General features: G+C 35.8%; 19 protein-coding genes and 1 pseudogene. 12 read left to right on the top strand and 8 right to left on the bottom strand.

Translation table 11 applies throughout. From position 1 onward, the window contains the following. The first annotated feature begins 12 nt into the window (after window positions 1-12). On the top strand, window positions 13-1,005 hold the full coding sequence (locus A9G47_RS13760) for a hypothetical protein (protein WP_141674764.1): 993 nt from the start codon (window positions 13-15) through the stop codon (window positions 1,003-1,005). A gap of 463 nt (window positions 1,006-1,468) precedes the next feature. Next, complete coding sequence (gene glnE, locus A9G47_RS00275) at window positions 1,469-4,309, top strand: bifunctional [glutamate--ammonia ligase]-adenylyl-L-tyrosine phosphorylase/[glutamate--ammonia-ligase] adenylyltransferase (RefSeq protein WP_065641856.1); 2,841 nt, start codon at window positions 1,469-1,471, stop codon at window positions 4,307-4,309. Window positions 4,310-4,898: 589 nt separating this feature from the next. On the opposite strand, the gene ttcA is transcribed toward glnE, so the two are convergent. Further along, window positions 4,899-5,792 (bottom strand): tRNA 2-thiocytidine(32) synthetase TtcA, encoded by an 894-nt coding sequence (gene ttcA, locus A9G47_RS00280; protein WP_065641857.1) that lies wholly within the window; start codon window positions 5,790-5,792, stop codon window positions 4,899-4,901. 14 nt (window positions 5,793-5,806) lie between these two features. After that, window positions 5,807-6,379, bottom strand: coding sequence for an elongation factor P-like protein EfpL (efpL, locus tag A9G47_RS00285; protein ID WP_065567057.1), 573 nt, complete (start codon window positions 6,377-6,379; stop codon window positions 5,807-5,809). 117 nt (window positions 6,380-6,496) lie between these two features. On the opposite strand from efpL, the gene A9G47_RS00290 reads away from it, so the two are divergent. Both A9G47_RS00290 and A9G47_RS00295 read left to right on the top strand, forming a co-directional pair. Then, window positions 6,497-6,763: a YkgJ family cysteine cluster protein gene (locus A9G47_RS00290; RefSeq protein WP_065641858.1), complete on the top strand. Its 267-nt coding sequence runs from the start codon at window positions 6,497-6,499 to the stop codon at window positions 6,761-6,763. 205 nt (window positions 6,764-6,968) lie between these two features. Then, window positions 6,969-8,411, top strand: a complete 1,443-nt coding sequence (locus tag A9G47_RS00295) for an amino acid permease (protein ID WP_065580499.1) — start codon at window positions 6,969-6,971, stop codon at window positions 8,409-8,411. A 111-nt stretch (window positions 8,412-8,522) separates the two neighbouring features. Here A9G47_RS00295 and infA read toward each other — a convergent pair whose 3' ends face one another. The 5 genes from infA to leuS form a co-directional block, all read right to left on the bottom strand. Next, window positions 8,523-8,741: a translation initiation factor IF-1 gene (gene infA / locus A9G47_RS00300; protein WP_025315083.1), complete on the bottom strand. Its 219-nt coding sequence runs from the start codon at window positions 8,739-8,741 to the stop codon at window positions 8,523-8,525. 221 nt (window positions 8,742-8,962) lie between these two features. Next, window positions 8,963-9,616: a nicotinate-nucleotide adenylyltransferase gene (gene nadD, locus A9G47_RS00305; RefSeq protein ID WP_065567054.1), complete on the bottom strand. Its 654-nt coding sequence runs from the start codon at window positions 9,614-9,616 to the stop codon at window positions 8,963-8,965. After that, window positions 9,610-10,614, bottom strand: a complete 1,005-nt coding sequence (gene holA / locus A9G47_RS00310) for a DNA polymerase III subunit delta (protein WP_065641859.1) — start codon at window positions 10,612-10,614, stop codon at window positions 9,610-9,612. The genes nadD and holA overlap by 7 nt, the downstream gene beginning before the upstream one ends. A 7-nt stretch (window positions 10,615-10,621) precedes the next feature. Further along, on the bottom strand, window positions 10,622-11,116 hold the full coding sequence (gene lptE, locus A9G47_RS00315; RefSeq protein WP_065641860.1) for an LPS assembly lipoprotein LptE: 495 nt from the start codon (window positions 11,114-11,116) through the stop codon (window positions 10,622-10,624). 35 nt (window positions 11,117-11,151) lie between these two features. Beyond that, the gene (gene leuS / locus A9G47_RS00320) at window positions 11,152-13,734 is read right to left on the bottom strand and encodes a leucine--tRNA ligase (protein ID WP_065641861.1); all 2,583 of its coding nucleotides are present in this window, start codon (window positions 13,732-13,734) and stop codon (window positions 11,152-11,154) included. Window positions 13,735-14,179: 445 nt separating this feature from the next. On the opposite strand from leuS, the gene A9G47_RS00325 reads away from it, so the two are divergent. From A9G47_RS00325 to A9G47_RS00350, 6 genes are all read left to right on the top strand, one after another. Further along, window positions 14,180-16,171, top strand: coding sequence for a type VI secretion system Vgr family protein (locus tag A9G47_RS00325; RefSeq protein WP_065641862.1), 1,992 nt, complete (start codon window positions 14,180-14,182; stop codon window positions 16,169-16,171). Next, a complete protein-coding gene (locus tag A9G47_RS00330) occupies window positions 16,161-17,474 on the top strand; it encodes a DUF4123 domain-containing protein (RefSeq protein ID WP_065641863.1) in 1,314 nt (437 codons plus the stop codon). Before A9G47_RS00325 ends, A9G47_RS00330 begins: the two co-directional genes overlap by 11 nt. After that, window positions 17,461-18,162 carry an alpha/beta hydrolase gene (locus A9G47_RS00335; protein ID WP_065641864.1) on the top strand — a complete coding sequence of 234 codons (702 nt, stop codon included), beginning with the start codon at window positions 17,461-17,463 and terminating at the stop codon, window positions 18,160-18,162. The genes A9G47_RS00330 and A9G47_RS00335 overlap by 14 nt, the downstream gene beginning before the upstream one ends. Further along, window positions 18,143-18,661 (top strand): hypothetical protein, encoded by a 519-nt coding sequence (locus A9G47_RS00340; RefSeq protein WP_065641865.1) that lies wholly within the window; start codon window positions 18,143-18,145, stop codon window positions 18,659-18,661. Before A9G47_RS00335 ends, A9G47_RS00340 begins: the two co-directional genes overlap by 20 nt. Window positions 18,662-18,935: 274 nt before the next feature. After that, window positions 18,936-19,412, top strand: coding sequence for a hypothetical protein (locus tag A9G47_RS00345; protein WP_065641866.1), 477 nt, complete (start codon window positions 18,936-18,938; stop codon window positions 19,410-19,412). Window positions 19,413-19,574: 162 nt separating this feature from the next. Further along, window positions 19,575-20,102 carry a hypothetical protein gene (locus tag A9G47_RS00350; protein WP_065641867.1) on the top strand — a complete coding sequence of 176 codons (528 nt, stop codon included), beginning with the start codon at window positions 19,575-19,577 and terminating at the stop codon, window positions 20,100-20,102. Between the two features lie 731 nt (window positions 20,103-20,833). On the opposite strand, the pseudogene bamD reads toward A9G47_RS00350, so the two are convergent. Next, a pseudogene (gene bamD / locus A9G47_RS00355) lies at window positions 20,834-21,556 on the bottom strand (outer membrane protein assembly factor BamD); the annotation flags it as partial. A 91-nt stretch (window positions 21,557-21,647) separates the two neighbouring features. On the opposite strand from bamD, the gene rluD reads away from it, so the two are divergent. Further along, entirely contained in the window at window positions 21,648-22,622 is a 975-nt protein-coding gene (rluD, locus tag A9G47_RS00360; RefSeq protein WP_065581851.1) for a 23S rRNA pseudouridine(1911/1915/1917) synthase RluD, read from the top strand. Window positions 22,623-22,630: 8 nt separating this feature from the next. Continuing rightward, window positions 22,631-23,398, top strand: coding sequence for a peptidoglycan editing factor PgeF (gene pgeF, locus A9G47_RS00365; RefSeq protein WP_065641954.1), 768 nt, complete (start codon window positions 22,631-22,633; stop codon window positions 23,396-23,398). Window positions 23,399-23,623: the final 225 nt, after the last annotated feature.

The raw sequence follows: 23,623 nt of genomic DNA on the forward strand, positions 1-23,623 counted from the left end.
GACTAAAAATAGATGAAATTCTCTTTTTTTAAATTACCGTTCTTTTTTGTACTCTTTTATTGGATTCTTGATAGCATCTTTACGATTGGATGTTTGCTTTTTGTTAATAGTGATTTTCACAGCGATGAAGTATTGGCTTTATTTAGTTCAAATAGTTATAGTATATCATTATTAAATACCCTAATTTTAACTAATACTTTTAATCAATTAGCGAATCTGGTTCTAGTTTTTATTACTTCAGCAATAGTATTAAACCAATATTTTATTTATCGAGTCAACGCAAATAATCTTTTATATGCATTTACAATAGTACTTTTGATAATCATTGGTTTATATGCTTATCAAATTATATTTGCCCAGCAGACAGGCGTGTTTTTGAATAGTTACTTGTTGGAATCATACTTCTTTTATACCTATAGGTTTTATATAGGAATATTGCGGTTTGTTAGTTATATTTGGATATTCATGGGGATTTGTTTAGGGATAAAACTATTGCGTTCGGTTTTTGTAACGGAACTGGAAATGATTGCATTGCCTACAAAGTATAGTCAAAAAATTCATTTATCTTTATTTATCTTGTTATTTAATTTTTATTATTTGGTTATTGTCTTATTCTTTTTGAATTACTTTTTACTTCCTGATTTTCTTTTCGAATCAGATATTTTTGCGATGAGTTTTCATTCAATTTTTTTACTAATATGTAATACCGTTGGCTACATTGCTTTACGCAAACAATTTACTTCTGTCGGGTCTAAACTTCAACTAAAAAATTTAGCTTTTAGTTCTGCTATTGCTTTTAGTGTAACCTTGCTACTATCTATAATTGTTTTTTCTATCAATACCTATTTTATGAATTTAGGATGGCTTGATAAGATGGTTAAACCATTGAATGATAAACAAATTTTAGCTATTGCATTCTCTTATATTATAGCGTTTTTTGTAGTGTTATGTTTGATTGGTTGGCTCGTTGTTCGCAAAGTAGTAAAGGTATTTTTTAGCAAATAAGATCATCATTCTATCGTATTGAACATTGATACGATAGAATTTTAAGATTTTTCTTTTAGTAAATAAGCTCCATTGATTGATGTAGCTCATCTTGCAAAATAGTATACCCAAAAATAGTGAATAAATTACCTGATGATTAGCTATCTATTAATTATGAGGTATTCCCTATTTTGTAAAAAAACATTCAATATGTCTATACCGTTTAAATGGTAAAAATAATTACCTGCCTTAAATCAAAATTAACCACTTGAAGTAAATAACGAATCTTAAATAAGATATTCAATATATAGTGAATTATCTTTAAGATCTTTTGATAAAATAACAACAAAAAGCATACGCCACTATTTTTCTACAAACTTTTATTTTTTATATAAATACTATATCAATGAAAAAAGTTATTTATAATAGAGGCTTATTTTGGTGATTTTACTTTTAGTAACAATATTTCTAAGAGAGTTTGCCCATGTCGGAATTTAATCTACCACTTTGCCTTTTGCTTGAAAAACAAAAGCAAAAAGTTATCTCGCAACTTAAACAATGCCAGCCAGATGAAGTGCAAGCTAATCTTGATATTTTAGTACAAAGTGATTTTTTGGTGGATGCTTTTTATCGATTCCCACAGTGGCTCTCTGAGATAGCAAACAATCTACCGAAAGCCGACGAACGACAATATTACCAAAATTGGTTAACTAAAAAATTAACCTTAGTTTCGGATGAAACTGAATTGATGAAAGAATTACGGCAATTTAGGCGTTATATTTTAGTTCGATTGGCATGGTCTCAATTAACCCACATCAGTTGTGATGAGCAAATTTTATTACAATTAAGCGAGTTGGCAGAAGTGATCATTGTTACGGCTCGAGATTGGCTTTATGAACTGAGTTGTAAAGAGTGGGGCACTCCTTGTAATGCACAAGGTAAATTACAACCCTTGCTAATTTTAGGGATGGGTAAACTTGGTGGTGGAGAACTTAATTTTTCGTCTGATATTGATTTGATTTTTACTTACCCAGAACATGGGCAAACGCAAGGTGGGCGACGAGAGCTTGATAATAGTGTATTCTTCACTCGATTAGGGCAACGCTTAATTAAAGCTCTTGATCAAATTACCGAAGATGGTTTTGTTTATCGTGTTGATATGCGCTTGCGCCCGCTAGGTGATGGCGGACCTTTGGTGTTAAGTTTTTCATCTATGGAAGACTACTACCAAGAGCAAGGTCGTGATTGGGAGCGTTATGCAATGGTCAAAGCTAAAATACTTGGGGATCAACAATCGCCTTATGTCAATGAACTTTACCAAATGCTAAAACCCTTTGTGTATCGCCGTTATATCGACTTTAGCGTCTTACAGTCATTGCGTAATATGAAAAGCATGATTGAACGTGAAGTACGTCGTCGCAGTTTAAAAAATAATATTAAGCTTGGTGCTGGGGGAATTCGGGAAGTTGAGTTTATTGTGCAAGTCTTTCAGCTTATACGTGGTGGGCGAGTAGTGGGGTTACAAACCCGTTCACTGCTCACGGCTTTACAGGTTATTGAACAAGAATCATTGCTCAACACTGATGAAGTAACCGCATTACGTGAAAACTATCTTTTTTTACGCCGTTGTGAAAACTTACTGCAAGCTATTAACGATGAACAAACTCAAACCTTACCAGATGATGAACTTGATCAGCTGCGCCTAGCTAGCGGTATGGGATTGGCTAATTGGGCTGATTTTCAACGTGACTTAACTCAGCGCATGCAAGCTAATCGCCAAATATTTAATCAGCTTATTGGTGAACATGAATCGACATCATCCACGGCAAAACAATACAATGATCAGTTCGATGATCTTTGGGTACCCGATCTACAAATAAATGATGTAAAAGCAATACTGCCATCTTATTCAGATGATGATGTAAATCAACTTTGGCAAATGCTTGTACAATTTCGCGATGATATCGGTAAACGTACTATTGGTGTACGGGGGCGTGAAATACTCGATCAATTGATGCCTAGATTATTAGAATCCATTTGTAGTGAAAAACAAGCAATAGTCATTTTATCGAGAATTTTTCCTTTGCTAGTTAATATTGTTAGTCGTACCACCTATTTAGAGTTATTACTAGAATACCCAATCGCATTAAAACAGGTGATTCGCTTATGCAGTGCATCACCAATGATCAGTGATCAACTCGCTCATTACCCCATATTGCTTGATGAACTTATTGATGTTAATTCGCTACACCAAACGATTGCACCACACGAATATAAAAGCCAACTTTATCAATATTTACTTCGTATTCAAGTGGATGATGAAGAACAACAACTTGAAGCATTACGACAATTTAAGCAAATGCAATTACTCCATATTGCTACCGCAGATGTTGAACATGTATTAACCACCATGAAAGTCAGTGATCACCTAACCTATGTGGCCGAAGCATTACTCGATTTTGTTATACAAATGGCGTGGAATCAAATAACCGCCCGTTATGGTCAGCCAGAACATTTATCTGCTAATGACAAAGGATTAGTTGTTGTTGCTTATGGCAAATTAGGTGGCTGGGAGCTAGGTTATGGTTCCGATCTTGATTTAGTTTTTTTACACGATTGCCCAGTAAACAGCATGACTAAAGGCGAAAAACAGATCGACAGTCGTCAATTTTATTTGCGTTTAGTACAACGAATTATTCACCTATTTAATGTACGTACTAGCTTTGGTATTTTATATGAAGTCGATGTAAGGCTCCGCCCTCAGGGAAATGCTGGGTTACTTGCGTGTAGCTTAAATTCATTTGAGGATTACCAGATGAATGAAGCTTGGACTTGGGAACATCAAGCATTAGTACGAGCCAGAGCCGTATATGGCGAAAGCGAATTAATAAAACGTTTTAACCAAATTCGTCATAATGTACTTTGTAAAAAGCGAGATCAAAATACCTTAAAAACAGAAGTTCGGCAAATGCGCGAAAAAATGAGAGCCCACCTTAGCACATCACACACGCATTTGTTTAATTTAAAAATTGATGAAGGGGGGATTGGTGATATTGAATTTTTATCGCAATATCTTGTACTTAATTATGCTTATCAATACCCAAAAATGACAACATGGAGCGACAACGTTCGTATTTTAGAACTCGCAACAAATTACCAAATTATGGATAGCAACGAAGCCCAGCAACTAACACAAGCTTATATTGACATGCGCAATAAAATTCATCAATTGGCATTACAAGCTTTACCAAGTACTGTTGATGATTCGCAATTCAGTCAAGTAAAAAATATTGTTAATCAAAGCTGGCGTAAGTGGTTAATGTAGTGAGTAAAATATTATTATTTTGTTACTTTCAACGATGAGACGAGGCTCGTAGTCAAAAGCGGAGAAAAGCTTTAAGTCATTTATCATGATAGCCTCGCAACGGCTAGAATGAGAAAGCTCATCATGGGGGATGAATTGTTTACCTTTGAACCGCGATATTTGATTAGGTAATATTTTATAGTAATGAAAATAAAGAAGCTTGTTATTTTCGATTATTTCGCCATGAAATAAAGCAATAATAAAATACTAAAGGAGGGGGATTTTGCAAGCATTTGTGAAAAATGTTGTTTTAATATTATTAATGGCTGAAAATTTTAGCTGCCAGTAATGGATAGATTAAATAATTGTTTTTAAAAAGGCTTAATTTCAAATAATCCAATAAACTTTTTAAAACTATTACTTTGTACAGAGCAACTGAATTTGTAAAATTTTTACTCAATCGCATGTATTATCTACGTATATATTCACTAAAATTTCTTCACAACGGTAAAGTTTTAAAACATGTTGAGTGATATTAATAAAAATAAATGCCACATTAGTGGCATTCATGAGGAAGCGGTGTGAGTCTACCATATTAAGTATTAAGCCACTATTTTGCTTCTTTCCACAAAATCAGATCCTGATCTTCAAGATCTGAAGCATCAAAGCTGATTGGTGCGATATCTTCGCGGTCAAAAGCGATGTCACCACCATTAATAGCACTATCACCTTTTTGAATCCCTTTAAAATCAAATAAATTAGTATCACACAAATGGGATAGGGTGATATTTTGCGTGGCTCGAAACATGGTTTCTATCCGGCCAGGAAACTTCCTATCCCACTCATTTAGCATTTCTTTAATGACTTGTCTTTGTAAGTTGGGTTGTGAACCACAAAGATTACAAGGAATAATCGGGAATTGCTTAATTTGCGCATATTTAGCAATATCTTTTTCTTTACAGTAAGCCAGCGGTCGGATAATGATATGTTCACCCGAATCATTCATTAACTTAGGGGGCATTGCTTTAAGTTTGCCACCATAGAACATATTTAAAAACAGTGTTTCTAATATATCATCACGATGATGCCCAAGCGCAATTTTAGTTGCGCCAAGCTCGGTCGCAGTGCGATATAAAATTCCCCGACGAAGGCGTGAGCATAAAGAACAAGTTGTTTTGCCTTCAGGGATTTTTTCTTTAACAATGCCATAGGTATTTTCTTGGACGATTTTATACTCAATACCAAGCGAATTTAAATACTCTGGTAAAACGTGTTCCGGAAAACCAGGTTGTTTCTGATCTAAATTAACCGCAATTAATTCGAAATTTATTGGGGCACTGATTTTTAAATTAATAAGAATATCAAGCAAAGTATAACTATCTTTACCACCTGATAGGCAAACCATAATACGATCGCCTTGTTCGATCATATTAAAATCAGCGATTGCTTCGCCCGTTAGGCGACGCAATCGTTTATGTAGTTTATTTTGATTATATGTATTCATCACAATCTTATTAGTTATTCCGCTCGGCTCATATAGCGACGCTCAGCGATGTGAATTTTGACTTTTTCATTATTATCAATATACTCAGGAACTTGAATAACAAGACCCGTTGATAATGTTGCAGGTTTAGTTCGTGCGCTTGCTGAAGCGCCTTTAATACTTGGCGAAGTTTCAACAATTTCTAAATCGACAGTTTGTGGTAGCTCTAATGCGATGACTTCGTCGTCCGCCATTAATACTTGAATTCCATCCATTCCGCCCTCAGGAATAAATAAAAGCTCATCTTCAATTTGTTCTTTTTTGAAAATAAATGATGTGTAATCTTCATTATCCATAAACACATATTCATCCCCATCAACATAAGAAAAACTAACAGGACGGCGAGACAGTTCAATGGTTTCGAGGATATCATCTCCTTTAAATCGTTCTTCGACTTTGCCGCCATTTTTGACGTCAGTAAAACGCATTTTATAAAGCGTACTGGCACCACGAGCACTAGGGCTTTGAACATCAATATCTTTAACGAGTAATAATTTGCCATTATAGGTGACTGCATCGCCACGTTTTATTTCATTTGCTTTAGCCATAATATTTTCTTCGCGATTATTAAAAATAGAGTTAAAAAATTAACTCGCTATTTTAACGCTAACTTGTTATTGTCACCAACTAAATTTATTAATAAGCTTTAAATTAAAGGAAAAATGATGGCAAATTTATTTCAATGTCGAGAAAATTGTGGTGCTTGTTGTATTGCACCATCAATTTCTTCTCATATTCCTAGTATGCCTAATGGTAAAATAGCTGGTATTGCTTGTATTCATTTAGGTGAAGATTTTAAATGCCAGCTATTCGGGCTTGCATCAAGACCATCGGTTTGTGAGCGGTTACAACCCTGTTACGAGATGTGCGGTGATAATCGTGAGCAAGCATTGGATTATTTAACTCAATTAGAACAACTTACATGTGGGTAAGTATTGCTTCTATTTAACAAATGAGATTTATTATTAAAATTATTTATCTCGTCATGCTTTTTTTTTGATACACTTCTGCGCATTTTATTTTATCTGTAATGATTAATATAAATTTTGAGCTGCCAGTTGACAGCTAAGAATGTAACGTGCTGAAAATACGTATACGCTATAAAATTGACTCTCTTTAATAAAGAAGAATATTGCTATGAAAAATAAATTAAAACGAGATTTAAAGGCTCGTCATTTAACCATGATTGCCATTGGTGGTTCCATTGGTACAGGATTATTTGTTGCATCTGGTGCAACAGTTGCGCAGGCAGGCCCAGGAGGGGCACTACTTTCTTATGCCATTATCGGCTTAATGGTTTACTTTTTAATGACAAGTTTGGGTGAATTGGCTGCTTACCTTCCCGTTTCAGGAACATTTGCAACTTATGGATCACGTTATGTCGATGAGGCATTTGGCTTTGCTATTGGCTGGAATTATTGGTACAACTGGGCAATTACTGTTGCGGTTGACTTAGTTGCAGCGCAATTGGTGATCTCATATTGGATAGATTTAGGCAGTTATAGTTGGCTTTGGAGCTTTCTATTTTTAAGCATTATCTTTTGCCTTAACTATATTTCGGTTAAAGGCTTTGGTGAAGCAGAATTTTGGTTTTCACTAATTAAAGTTGTCACTGTTGTTATTTTTATTGCTGTTGGGTTGCTCATGATTGTCGGTATTTTGGGTGGAGCACAAGGTGCAGGTTGGCACAATTGGCAAGTAGGTGACGCTCCGTTTGTTGGTGGATTTTCATCAATGATTGGCGTAGCTATGGTGGTTGGGTTTTCGTTCCAAGGCACAGAGCTAATAGGTATTGCTGCGGGTGAATCAAGCTCTCCAGAAAAAAACATTCCTAAAGCAATGAAACAAGTATTTTGGCGAATCTTGTTATTTTATATCTTTGCAATCTTAGTCATTAGTTTAATTATTCCATATACTGATCCTAATTTGTTGCGCAATAATGAAACCGACATTAGTGTAAGCCCATTTACTTTAGTATTCCAAAATGCAGGGTTACTGTCAGCTGCGGCATTAATGAATGCTGTTATTTTGACATCAGTTCTTTCTGCTGGTAATTCAGGATTGTATGCGTCAACTCGAATGCTTTATGCCTTAGCTAAAGAAGGTAAGGCTCCGAAAATTTTTGGAAAATTATCGTCATCAGGGGTGCCTAGAGTGGCGCTACTAGTCACGACATTTGTCGCTATGCTTTGTTTCTTAACCTCTATGTACAAAGATCAAGAAGTTTATCTGTGGTTGCTGAACATGTCGGGTATGACGGGCTTTATTGCTTGGCTTGGTATCGCCATTAGCCATTATCGTTTTAGAAAAGGTTATATGGCTCAAGGTCATGATCTTAATAAATTACCATATCGCTCAAACTTATTCCCATTGGGGCCTATTTTTGCTTTTGTACTATGTTTGATTATTACTTTAGGTCAGAATTACGAAGCATTCTTACAAGACACCATTGACTGGAATGGCGTGATTGCAACCTATATTGGTTTACCGCTATTTTTAGTGATTTATTTTAGTTACAAAATAGTCAAAAAGACAAAATGGGTTAAATACGATCAGATGAACTTTTCTAAAGAAGATTAAATCGCTCGTTTAAATTTATCACTCATCCGTCGACAAAGGTCGACGGATTTTTTATTAAAAAAGAGATAAATAAACCGTTATATTTTTAAATAGGTTATTTAGATAACGATATTAGCGACTACGGAAGATGATACGTGCTTTAGATAGATCGTAAGGCGTCATTTCAACAGTAACTTTATCACCAGTGAGAATACGAATATAATTTTTTCGCATCTTACCAGAAATATGTGCAGTAACGACATGACCATTTTCAAGTTCAACACGAAACATCGTGTTTGGAAGTGTATCAAGTATGGTACCTTGCATTTCAATGTTATCTTCTTTTGCCATTGGGGCCTCTTAATAATAAATACAAATTAAATATACTTAACTGATTTGCCATGTAAAGTACTTAATGACAAAACAATAATGTTACACTTTCATCTTACCTTATCGGTATTTGATGAGAAGCCTAACAAGCTAAGTATAAACACAAAAAAACTGAGTTTAGAATATATAAATACAGCGGCGAAATAATGCCGAAAAAACTGTCAGATGTAAAGCCCTTTCTACTATTTCTTTACGTTATAAAGTCTTTGTTGATGAATATAGTGCCATACTTGAGGTGGCAATAACTTTTCACAACGTGCTTGGTTGTTAATATTTCGCCTAATTTCCGTTGCTGAAATATCTTCAAGTGGTGTATGCGCAAAAAAGATATAACCATGAGGAGAGTCATGTAATTGTTGAACTTTGGTTGTGCTATGTTCATCAATCCATTGTTGTAGCTCAATGTTATTGGTATTTTGTGCATAACCTGGCCTACGGCAAATTAACAAATGGCAGTAATCGAGCAGTGTTTTCCATTTGTTCCAAGTTGGCAAGCTCAATAATGAATCTTGCCCCATAATAAACGCCAGTCCATTACTATTTCCATTTTCTTCTCGCCACGCTTGAAGTGTTTCAATAGTGTAAGAAGGGCGTTTTGATGCTTTAGGAACGATCTCTCTTACATCTAACGCAAATAAAGGCAAATCTTCGATAGCTAATTTTAACATTGCTAAACGCTGTTCAGTATTGGCCTCGGGTTGAGGTTTATGAGGTGGAATATGATTAGGCAATAAACTAATTTGCTTTAACCCCACTTCGTTTGCTAATGAAATAGCAGGGCGAAGATGTCCATAATGGATTGGATCAAAAGTCCCTCCTAGTAATGCGCTCAACATTTATCTAATCCCATAAATTGCATCGATAAATTAAATATTTCGTCCCATATTTGAACTTGATTATTATGTTTTAGACTGATTTCAATTTCAGTCAGTTTGGCTAGTAAATTAAACAAGCTTTTAATATCGCAACGATTTAAATAATTGGTATAAATCGCTCTTTTATTTTGCCAAATTTTATATTCATCAAAAACCTGTTTTAAAGTTTTTTGCTGTAACCCTTTTTTTAAATTAATGATCAGTATTAGCTCACGTTGAATAATTCGCAACAAGATTAATGGCTCAAATTCATTCATCTTTAACTGCTGTAAAATATGCATAGCCCTTTTTGTTTTATTGGCCATTAATGCATCAGTCCAATGATAGGGCGTAAATATTGCTGAATCATTAATATTACTTTCGACTTCGTCATAAGAAATGATGTGATCGGGATACAACAATTTTAGCTGTGCAATAATTTGCGTTAATGCAAGTAAATTGCCCTCATAATAATAGCAAAGTAGATCTATTGCTTTAGGCTCAATAGCAATTTGTTGTTGCTGTAAATGATTTTTAACCCATTGTGGTAGTTGTAAGGTATCGGGTGTGGCACAATTGACAACGACTAATTTATCCGATAAAGCTTTATACCAAATTGCATTTTCTTGGGCTTTAGTCATTTTATTGAGCGTGATTATCAGTGCAATATCAGGCGTTAAAATCTCGCTGAGCGTATTAAGTTTAGCGGTAATGCCTGCATTTAATGAATTCTCACCAAAATCAAGCAGAAGCAAAGTGTTGCTTGAAAATAAATTCATTGCTTGACAGCAATCAAAAATGGCTATCCAATCAGTTTGATTATCAATAACAAACGTAAGCTGTTCATCAAAGCCAGCAAGTTTAAAAGCGTTTCGTAACTCAGTTTGCGTATAATGCTGTAAATAAGGATCACTACCTAAAATCAAATAATAAGGTGATCCTAATTTATGGCTAATTTGATCGGCACTAATTTTAATCATGATAACGTTAATTTACCGCATCAATTGATTTTAATTTACGAATAATTTGTTTAGCTGCCTCTTTAAACATCTCGTTTTCAATTAAGTCTTGTTCGACCGTTTTCGCTAGTGCTTCAGATGGATTATCAAAGAACGTTCTAAATACACGAACATTAATTGGGTATGTTTGTTGACCAGCAATAACAACTTGTGCTTCAACAGCTAAGACTAATTGATATTCGGCAGCTTTACCATCCTGATAAATCGAAATGGTATTGCGACTTAGATTTTCGCTTATCATTCTTAGCGATGGCAATGGCTCTGAAGCATTATTATTGGCTAGAGTCACTTGGTTATCGTGCAATAACTCTTTAATATTGCGAGACAGGCGGCCATAAGGATCATAACTTACATAAGACATCGTTTTGAAACGTTCAGGTACTTCTGGCTCATGCTGCAGATGAAATCCACATCCTGTTAAGGATATTGTTAATAACATAATGAATGCTAAATATTTTCTCATACTTATAACCGCCTAAATTGAGTTATCAAACAATATTAACCAACAACAAGGTTTAACAATTTACCTGATACGTAAATCACCTTACGGATAGCAACATCGATCAAATATTTTTGGATGTTAGGCTCTTGTTTTGCTTGTGCCATAACAAAATCTTGATCGGCATTAGCTGGCACAGTAAATTTACCGCGAACTTTACCATTAATTTGCACAACAATGAGCTTTTCATCTTCAACCATTGCCGATTCATCAGCGATAGGCCATGTAGTGTTATCGATCGATTCGCTATGGCCTAAAGCTTGCCACATAACAAAACAGGCGTGAGGCATCATAGGGTAAAGTAATCGAACAATTGCATTTAATGCCTCATCCATTAGAGCTCGATCTTGCTCGGTTTCTTGTGGCGCTTTTTGTAAGCGATTCATAAACTCCATCACAGCAGCAATAGCCGTATTAAAGGTTTGTCTACGGCCAATATCATCACTCACTTTCGCAATGGTTTTATGTAATTCACGACGTAATGTTTTTTGTTCGCTATTTAAACTTGCAATATCAAGTTTAGCTGTTTGTCCCTTTTGGGCATGTTCGTAAACTAAACGCCAGACACGTTTAATAAATCGGTTAGCACCTTCAACGCCAGACTCTTGCCATTCCAGTGTCATATCAGCAGGCGAAGCAAACATCATAAACAACCGAACGGTATCCGCACCGTATTTTTCAACCATTTCTTGTGGATCGATACCATTATTTTTCGATTTTGACATCTTCGTCATGCCAGCATGAACAAGCTCATTACCTTTACTGTCAACGGCTTTAGCAATACGTCCTTTCTCATCACGTTCAATCGTGACTTCAGTTGGTGAGACCCAAATACGTTCATTCGTTGGGCTTGTGTAGTAAAATGCATCTGCTAATACCATGCCTTGGCATAGCAAGCGTTTTGCTGGTTCGTCTGATGATACCAAACCAAAATCACGCATTAATTTATGGAAGAATCTAAAATAAAGTAAATGCATAATAGCATGTTCAATGCCGCCGACATACTGATCAACAGGTAACCAATAGTTTGCCGCGTTTTCATCTAACATGCCTTTGTCATAGTGTGGGCAAGTATAACGAGCATAATACCAAGATGATTCCATAAAAGTATCAAAAGTATCAGTTTCACGCAGTGCGTTTTGTCCGTTTACAGTTGTTTTTGCCCAGTTAGGATCGGCCTTAATCGGGCTGGTAATGCCATTCATTTCGACATCTTCAGGTAAAATAACTGGTAATTGATCTGCTGGAGTAGGTATAGTTGTACCATCTTCAAGTGTCACCATAGGAATTGGCGCTCCCCAATAGCGTTGGCGTGAAACACCCCAGTCGCGTAAACGGTAGTTAACTTTACGTTGACCAATACCCAATCCTATCAGCTTATCAGCAATGGCATTGAATGCTTGTTCAAAATTAAGGCCATCAAACTCACCAGAATTAAATAGGATCCCATGCTCAGTATAGGCTTGCTCAGATACATCAGGTGCATTGCCGTCTTGGTTTAAAATAACGGAGTTAATTGGCAAGTTATATTTAGAAGCAAACTCATAATCACGCTCGTCATGGGCAGGAACCGCCATTACTGCACCTGTGCCATATTCGATTAGTACAAAATTGGCAATCCAAACAGGGACTTTTTTGCCTGTTAAAGGGTGAATAGCATAAAAACCAGTAGCAATACCTTTCTTTTCCATGGTTGCCATATCGGCTTCGGCTGTTTTAGTGTTTTTACATTCAGCGACAAACTCAGCAATTTTAGGATCGTTTTGGGCTGCTAATTGGGCAAGCGGATGCTCTGCGGCAACGGAGACAAAGCTAACGCCCATTAACGTATCAGGGCGTGTTGTGTAGACGCGTAACTTATCAGCGTAATTTTCAACAGCAAAATCAAATTCGACCCCTTCAGAACGACCAATCCAATTGCGTTGCATGGTTTTAACTTGCTCTGGCCAACTTTCTAGCGTGTCTAGATCATTAAGTAATTCTTCGGCATAAGCAGTAATTTTAATAAACCATTGCGGGATCTCTTTACGCTCAACAGGGGTGTTACAACGCCAGCAGCAGCCTTCAACCACTTGCTCATTAGCAAGAACCGTTTGATCGTTAGGGCACCAGTTAACTGCTGAGGTTTTTTTATAAACTAAGCCTTTTTCAAATAGTTTAGTGAAGAACCATTGTTCCCATTTATAGTATTCGGGACGACAAGTGGTCACTTCACGATCCCAATCATAACCAAAGCCTAAAAGCTGTAATTGCTTTTTCATATAAGCAATATTTTCATAAGTCCATTTTGCAGGTGCAGTATTATTTTTAACAGCAGCACCTTCAGCAGGCAAACCAAACGCATCCCAACCGATAGGTTGTAGTACATTTTTTCCGTTTAAGCGCTGATAACGTGAAATGGTATCACCAATGGTATAGTTACGAACATGGCCAAGATGCAAGCGCCCAGAAGGGTAAGGGAGCATTGATAAGCAGTAGTACTTCTCTTTTGATGGATCTTCAGTAACGTGAAAGGTTTTATTTTCTTGCCAGTGTTTTTGTACAGTGGCTTCGATTTCATCAGGGCGATATTGTTCTTGCATGACGAGTTAATGTCCTATCTATTATTGCTAATAAAAATATGTCGCTAATTGTATTGGTTATTGATTCGTTTTACAAATGATATATGAGGCACAATATTGATTTCTTTCAGTAGTAAATTTAAATATTCATCAGTTCAGATAAGCTTTGATCTACAAAAAATATTGCATTGTTTACAGAAATAATTTAATTTAGATAACCCAATTAGATTATCTAAATTAATCAGTTAACTGTAATGATAGAAAGTACTAATGATTAGAAAATATTCGGCTGAATATAAACAATCTTCTTTATAGAATAGGTTAATCGTGATGCGGGTTGTTAGTCACGCTAGTTAATTAATAAGTTGGCTAATTTTTATCTATATCAGGCAGCAACTTTCTCAAACAGTGAATAAAGGGTAATGATTTTTTTAGTTTAGCTATCACATAAAAAAGAACTAATATAATGAGATTAAAAGGATTGTATTTTGATTGCCAGGTTGATGGTTGTGCTCCTGATACTTTTGCGGTCACGGAGTTTACTTTAGATGAGCACCTGTCAGAGTTATTCACCTTAACCTTGACGGTAATTAGTGCCGATGCTGATATTGATATTAAATCGCTGATTTTGTGTAATGCGCATTTAACGGTGAGTCAAAATGGTGTATTTCAGCGAGAGGTGATAGGGATTATTAACGAAGCTAAGCGAGGTAAAAGTGGTTTTCGGCAGACCTACTATACCCTGATTGTTCGCCCCTCGCTATGGTTACTCACCCAACGCCAACAAAGTCGTATCTTCCATTTTAAAAGCATTCCTGAAGTCCTCGATATTTTACTGCAAGAGCATCAAATTCGCTTTTGTTGTGATTGTCGGGATAAACATACTCAGCGTGAATTTATCACTCAGAAACGAGAAACAGATTATGCATTTTTTTGTCGCTTAGCGGCAGAAGAAGGAATAACTTTTTGGTTTGAAGTCACCAAAGGCGAAGCGCAGTGCTTATATACGGATAGTTTTCTTTCTGTGTTAGGCGGTGATACGCTAGAATATAATGACCATCCGCAAAGTAGCACAGAGGGCGACTTTGCTTATCAGATGAATTTGTCTGCCCGAATGACACCCCAAAAGGCGATAGGCAAAGACCGGACATATTTACATCCTCGTTTTTCTTATCAATACGAAGTTAGGGGAGACACCTTACAAGGGCCGAATACTTCTCTCTACACCATTTATGACAGCTTTGCCCGTTTTCCTGATTACGATTCGGCTGAACAGATGACTCGTTATCGACTGGAAGTTTTACAAAGAGAGAGTGAATATGGTGAAGGTGAAAGTAACTGTTTTGCTTTACGCCCAGGTTATTATTTTCAGCTTTGTGGCCATCCTTCTGCCGCTCTTAATGAAAAATGGCAGGTGGTCGCTGCGGTTCATCATGGCGTTTTACCCCAGTCAGGACAGGAAGACTTTAGTGATACAGCGGCGAGCTTAACCAATCACTTTCGTTTTATTGGCTATTACAAAAATTGGCGCCCAACGTTTATTCCTAAACCTATTGCTGATGGTCCAGAAGTAGCCGAAGTAGTAGGGCCCGCAGGTGAAGAAATCTTTACCAACAAGCTAGGACAGGTCAAAGTACACTTTCACTGGAACTTATATGACGAGGCGGACGAAAAGGCATCGTGTTGGGTACGGGTTATGCAAGGTTGGAGTGGTCGAGGTTATGGATTTTATGCTATACCACGTATTGGTCAAGAAGTGATAGTCAGTTATATCAATGGTGACATTGACCGGCCGATTATTACTGGCTGTACTTACAACGACATCATGGCATTGCCGGTGCAATTACCAGAGAAGAAAACACAAACGGTATTTCGAACCCAAACTCACAAAGGTCAGGGGCATAATGAATTGCGTTTTGACGATGCGACGGGTAATGAACTTTTGCATCTACATGCACAAAAAGATATGGATATACATGTATTGAATGATCACACCGTCAATATTGAGCATGATAGTAAACACCATATAAAAAATGATAGTCATTTAAAAATTGATAATGAATGCAGAGTGCATGCAAAAAATGATATATCACTCTCGACAGATTTAGACTTACATATTAATGCTAGTCAAGGGATATTTGCTCAAGGAAAAAATGAAATACATCTTGAATCTGGTATGAAAATCGTTATTGATGCTGGAGCAGAAATAACCTTACAAGCAGCAAACAACTTTATTAAAATTGATAGCACAGGTATTCACACTAGTTCGGTGTTTAATATCGGTTCTGGCTCAGCAGGCAAAGGTACGGGTTGGCGAGGAAAATTGCCTAGTGGTTTATTTACAGAAAGAACACAAATTTTACCTCTCAATCGTAATCAACGATTAGTACTTCTGAGCAATACTCCGTTTTGTGAGGAGTGTGAAAAATGTAAACAAGAAGGAGGATGTGCGATTTAATCGCCTAAATATGATGAGTAATGATTGCAATCATCTTAGTGACTGGATAGCCGTTCACTCAACGACGCATAATCACTTATATGCCATCCTATCAGGCTCAGCAACTACCGATGCATTGACTTATTATGGTCGATTAGATGGAACTTGCTCACCCGAAGGTATCTGGTTAAATACCCCTTACCAGCAATGGTACGATATGATGCCATATATAGTGGAATTATCGCCTGACAGTCCCTTTTTGACATGGATTAATGACACAACAACAAGTAATTGGGGATGGTTAGCTTTCTCTCCTTTCTCGCAACAAGAGTTAGTCCCTCAACTAAAATTATTAACAAAAGTAAAACTACCTGATAACAAAGAGGTTTTTTTTCGTTATTGGGATGGCCATTTTTTAGCACAAATTCTAGCTGCTTCAACAAACACACAAAAACAAGCGCTATTACCTGGATTTTCGACACTTTGGACAAACAACCAAGTTATTCATTTTCCTGAGCCTATCATCGTTTATCACGATACCATACAAACCCTAGCGCCAGAGCAATTATCGTTATTAGCTGACGAGAAACAAAAAGAGTTACGCCAAGAGTTAAAAACGTATCTAAAACAAAAGTTCCCCAAAAAAATGCGAACGTTAGGAGCAAAATACTCAGAACAATTTCTTAATTTAATGATGGATAAAATCGCGCAATACCAAATCCCACGAAAAGATCAGGCAAAACAATTTTTAGATTTAGCGATGGTACTTGGCACCCATTTTGATACTGATCCCATGTTAAGCCGATGGGTAAAACCGCGTTTGCTTACTGTTGCAACCAACACTATCAGCTTGATCGAACTAAATGACGATTTATCAATACCTTTTAAAATAACTATGGGTGAAAACTTATCGACTTACCTTACCCGATTACAACAATTATTGCAAAAACCAACACATACCTTATTTGAAATTGAAAATGAAGAACAGGTGATTCAATTTGTACAGGATCTATACCCTGAGCGGAATCAACAGTTGTCATACAATACTCTTGAAAGGTTTTATCAGCAACAAATCCCTTATTACCAATCTCAGTTATTTTTCGATTATTCAAGTCATGCCGCACTATTGGCAATGCAATTCTTTTTAGGGCATAAGATATTTGAAGATCCGCTTTACCCTTGGGTCAGTACATTAATGAGTAAAAATGGACTATCATCCGAAAAAGAGAGTGTTGAACGCATTGTCACATATGCCAAAAAACGGGTAAGAAAAGAAATTATAATGGTAAACAATCATTTGAGGAAAAACAATGTGTGCAGCTGATGGGATAATTTATCCAGGATATGATCCTTCGAAAAATAGAAAAAGAAATGGAGATAAAAATAAAAATGAGGATATAGATATTATCTTACCGAGTGTTGAGGAACAAATAGGAGCACATACAACAGAATGTAAAAAAACCCTAGTGGTTTTTATTGGAGGGGCAGCCGATTCTTGGTGTAAACCGTTATTAAACCACGTATTTGGTGAGTATGAGAACGATTATGGTCGAGGTGAAAATCGATTGCACGATGTTTGTTATTCAGAACATGGTGGGGGTAAGGTTGTTGCAGTGATAAAAAAGTGGTTTGATGCAAAACAAAAAATTGTATTGGTTGGACATAGTTGGGGAGGGCATAGAGTGATTTGTTTGGCCGAAGAAAATCCCGACATTACAATAGAATTATTGGTCACCTTAGACCCAGTATCATGGTCAAAAAATGGTAAGCAGGCAAAACCGAAAAATGTAAAACGCTGGCTTAATGTGTATGTTGACTATAAAACAGCAAGCTGGTGGCGTCTTGATAATCTTATTGCACGGATTGGTGGACCATGGCAAAAATGCCAAAACGCTGATGTGAATATGATAATTAACAGGGATATAAAAGGTAATATAATTGATTATGGGCATGCTGATGCAAAACGGATGTTTGAATTGACGAGGTTTAAAGATGAAGTTATTCAATTATAAATGTATTATGTTAGCAGCTACGTTATCACTAACGGGGTGTATTTATGGTGATTTAGATAAAATGTCAAGGATGGATATTTATGGTAACGTGGTTGAATATTGTGAATCGAACCATTATGCATTTTGTGAGGTTTATGCGCAATGTTATCTCGATAATTTTAATCAACTATACGTTAATCAAGGATTGTTGAGTGCCGCGATGAGCTATTCAATGACAGACTCTATGTTCGAAAGAGGCTCAAATTCGTCAGCATCAAGAATTTCTTTGTCACATTATAAAAGACTATATATTAAAAACACAATGGATGATCTTTATTTTGACTTAAAATATAAAGAAAAAATAAATAGAGAAGACCTAAGCTTAGATATTAGTTATCTGTTATATTCCCATAATCAATGTTCATCCATTATTGGTGCAAAGCAGTATGATATTTCGCACTATTATCCCAAAATTGAAGAATCCATAGAAAGAAAAAGAAAGAAAATGAATAAAAAATAGCTGGTTAGCAAGTAATAGCATTATTAGTCACCTTAGACCCAGTATCATGGTCAAAAAATGGTAAGTAGGCAAAGCCGAAAAATGTAAAATGCTGGCTTAATGTGTATGTTAATTATAAAACAGCAAGTTGGTTAAGTACTGATAACTTTATTGCATGGATAGGTGGATCATGGCAAAAATGCCACAACGCTGACGTAAATATGATAATTAACAGCGATATACTAGGTAATATAATTTAACGAAAAAGAGATGTTTGAATTGGAGGAGGTTAAAGATGAAGTTATTCAATTATAACTCTATTATTTTAGCAGCTACGTTATCACTAACAGGGTGTATTTATGGTGATTTAGATAAAAGAGCAAGGATGGATATTTATGGGAACGTGGTTGAATATTGTGAATCGAACCATTATGCATTTTGTGAGGTTTATGCGCAATGTTATCTCGATAATTTTAATCAACTATACGTTAATCAAGGATTGTTGAGTGCTACACTTAGTTCAGTATTAAAATTCTCTCCATTAGATTATAGCATAATGAATGCCAAAGACACAATGGATGCGCTCTATTCTAAATTAAAAGATAAAGAAAAAATAAATAGAGAAGACATAAGCTTAGATATTAGTTATCTGTTATATTCCCACAATCAATGTTCATCCATTATTGGTGCAAAACAGTACGATATTTCGCACTATTATCCCAAAATTGAAGAATCCATAGAAAGAAAAAGAAAGAAAATGAATAAAAAATAGCAAGCTAGTTAATTAAGGTAATATAAAGTTCTCAACTTTTACAACTGAAGGCCTGTTTTATTCGGGTTATAGTGCTGAAAAAAACAGAATAGTGAAACTTTTTTGTCTAAAGAAGTAACGAGATAAAATATAAGCAAATGTTAATTAAAATGGAGGTAAGAAGTGAAATTATTAAGCTATAAAAGTATTATTTTTACAACAACCATAATATTACTTACTGGATGTGGTAATGATTATTTTGCTGTAGAGAAGAAGTCAAAAATTGAGATTAATGATAAAGTAACTAAATATTGTGAAGCTAATCATTATTCATTTTGCGAAATTTATGCACGCTGTTATAACAATGTTTCTAGCTACTTATCTTTAAGTGCAAAATATAGACTCAAATTTATATCAGAGGCAGCAAGTGATCCCCAATATTCGCCGAATAATACAATGGATATAGTTTATTCCAAGTTAAAAGATAGTGAATCCAAATTAAAAGATGGCGAATCCAAATTAAAAAATAACAAAGAAGAATTGAAAGAAAACCTAATTTTATATTATAGTTTAGTATTATATCCTCATAATAAATGTTCATCAATTATTGGTGCAAAGCAGTATGATATTTCTCGCCACAATAATATTATTCAAAAATCATTGGATCGAAAGCGAAGTTGGGTAATAATTAAAAGAAAAAGGGATGAGTGACAGTACAATAATTTTTAGGCATTGCTTGCGTTATTTACATGAGTTTGAGAAATGCTGTTATTGTAATATCAACCTAAATTATTGGATGATTTGATGATTACTTTGACATTGAGCGATATGATGAAAACATTTACGCTAACGTTTTCTGTAATGTTTTCATCATATTTGAAAGCTTGGCTATGCTTAGGATAATAAACGTGTTTATCCGATGTATTGTGAGTGAAAAGTTAACTTTAGAATAAAGCGTATTCCACTTTGAACTACTGAAAAGTTTGTAAATACCCCATGGGGCATTAAATAATATGACTTCCATTGAAGATAACGCAATGAAACTGGTAAAGTAATTTTCTAGGTGTGTAGTAACTATGATACTATCCACTTTTTAGGTGATTTTTTTGTTAAAAATATTCAGGATTCTATACTGTTTCGTGATTAGTTGAGATTTAGCAGTACTTATTGTGATTTAGTAAAATGGTGGTGATATTTTTTAAAAAATGAAGTTTGAAAAAACTGTTAATTCCTACAAATAAATATCTAAACTATCATTGTTTGGACATAAAGAATGGCTATAAAACGAATTAATCGCTATTTAAGTTTAATTAAATAGCGATTAAAGCCATACAAGATTATCCAAAGACAGGATCCTAAATTGAGGAAATCTAACCGCCATTAAAAATGCTGGTAAAATATGATAAGAATGAACGTTGCTCTTCTTTCGGCATGTTGTGAAGATTTGCTTGGATCAGTGTATCAACTTTTTCGGTTTCGTTTACTAAGCCTAGTTCATTATAAGCATTACGCATTAATAGCAATGCTTTTTTAGTCGAATCGGTATCAGGGAACATCGTTAACATATCTGTCACACGATTAATTACCGCTACATAAGCACCGCGTTTAGTATAGAACTGCGCTATTTTCAACTGATAGCGGGCTAATCTGTTTTTCAAAAATACAAGGCGTTTTTGTGCATCGGCAGTATAGTGGCTGTTTGGAAAACTAGATACTAAGTAATTAAAGTCTTTAAATGCAGCAGCTGCATAATCTGCATCGCGGTCTGAGCGATCAACATTAAACCAGCCTTGAATCATATTATCGTCTTGTGCCATATTTGAAATGCCACGCATATAAATAATCCAATCTACATTAGGATGCGTTGGATTTAATTTTAAAAATCGGTCGATTGAGGCAATCGCTAACGGAAAATCGGCAGACTTGTAGTAAGCATAAATTAAATCAAGTTGTACTTGTTGAGAATAAGGACCAAATGGATAATTTTTGTCCATAGCCTCTAATATAGCAATACTGGATTTAATATTACCATTTTCAAGATCTGATTTCGCTTTATTATGAAGCTCAATTTCAGGCACATTTTCAACATCAGGTTTAGATGATGTACATCCAATTAACATGCCACTTAAAGCGATAGCTAACAAAGAGTGTAAACGCAATTTCATTCAGTTTTAATCCAAATATAATTAAACATTAAAAGCTATGATTGGTATATAATACTCTAAAACAAAACAGCTTAAAATAGATAAATTACACATGCACGAGTTAAAATTATCAACTGAAATAGAACAAAACCAGCTAGGAATGCGCTTAGATCAAGCATTATCAGCACTTTTCCCTGATTACTCACGATCTAGAATAAAAGATTGGATTGTCAATAATAAAGTCACTGTCAACAATGTGATCGTCAATAAACCCAAAGAAAGAGTACTGGGTGGTGAAAAAATAATAATCAATGCCGAAATTGAAGAAGAAACCCATCACCAACCTGAAAATATAAAACTCGATGTAGTTTATGAAGATGACGATATTTTAGTGATCAACAAACCTCGAGATTTAGTGGTACATCCTGGCGCAGGTAACCCTAATGGTACAGTGCTCAATGCCTTGCTCTACCATTATCCAGAAATATCCCGAGTGCCGCGCGCAGGGATAGTGCATCGGCTCGATAAAGATACCACGGGCTTAATGGTTGTTGCTAAAACTATTACTGCTCAAACGCACTTAGTTGAAGCGCTCCAACTACGCGAAATCACGCGCGAATACGAAGCTGTTGCTATGGGTATTATAACCGCAGGTGGCACAGTGGATCAGCCTATCACACGTCATCCAACTAAACGAACTCACATGGCTGTTTTTCCAACTGGCAAACCTGCGGTTACACATTATCGAGTGATGGAAAAATATCGCTTGCACACACGCTTACGCTTAAGACTAGAAACAGGGCGAACTCATCAAATCCGAGTTCATATGGCCCATATTGCGCACCCACTAATTGGCGATCCTCTTTATGGTGGGCGTCCAAGGCCGCCAAAAGGTGCTAGCGACTTATTTATTCAAACGCTTCGTGATTTTGATAGGCAAGCACTACATGCTACCATGTTGCGATTATTCCACCCAATTACAGGTGAACTGATGGAATGGCATGCGCCTATTCCTGATGATATGCAAAAATTGATTCAAGCATTGCAACAAGATACTGAACAACATAAAGATGAACTTGATTGGTGATAAATATGATTAAATCGATTTACCCATATTGGACGGCGCCAAAAAATATTCGTGCCTTTACTACAACACGTAGTGGCGGTGTTAGCTTAGCATCATTTGCAAGTTTAAATATGGGTGATCGAACGGGGGATAACGTAGAAGATGTTGCGGAAAATCGCCGTCGCATTATGCAAGCGGAACAAATACCTAGCGAACCGCATTGGCTAATACAAACCCACAGCACCACAGTACTTGATATCTCACAAATGCCATTACAACCGCCAACAGCTAACATCGATTTGAATCAAACACTTGAAGCCGATGCGTCATATACTAATCAACCCAAACAAGTTAGTGTAGTACTAACCGCAGACTGTATGCCTGTATTATTTTGCACAACAAATGGTGACGAAGTCGCCGCAACCCATGCAGGTTGGCGAGGATTATGTAATGGTATATTAGAAGAAACGGTTAAGAAATTTGCCTGCTCGCCAGCAAATATCATTGCTTGGTTAGGCCCTACTATCAGTGCCAAAAAGTTTGAAGTCGGTATTGAAGTTAAACAGCAATTTGAAAAAGTCGATAAAAAAGCACAATTTGCGTTCAAATTAATCAATCCTACAGAACAAAAGTACCTAGCCGACCTTTATTTAATTGCTAAACAGCGCTTACAAATGATGGGAATAACGCAAATTTTTGGTGGCGATTATTGCACTTATATTGAGCAAGATAAATTCTTTTCGTACCGTCGTGAAAACAGAACTGGCAGAATGGCATCAATGATTTGGTTTGAGTAAAAAGTAATCAAAACAGCTCTTATACTGTCGATGACATGTTTTGATATCGAATAGAGCACGGCATGAGCCTTTGTAGGCAAAAGCTGTTGATTTTTATAAAAATAAAAACTTTAATAAAATCAATGGTTTTTCTGAATGATTTTTTAAGGGAAAAAGTGTTTATTTTGAGGGAGATTTTCGGGCGTTTTCATCAATAGCAAGAAGAACAAGTTTTATTGGCAAATG

The sequence above is a fragment of the Gilliamella sp. WF3-4 genome (genome assembly GCF_001690275.1).
Lineage (GTDB): Bacteria > Pseudomonadota > Gammaproteobacteria > Enterobacterales > Orbaceae > Gilliamella > Gilliamella apicola_C.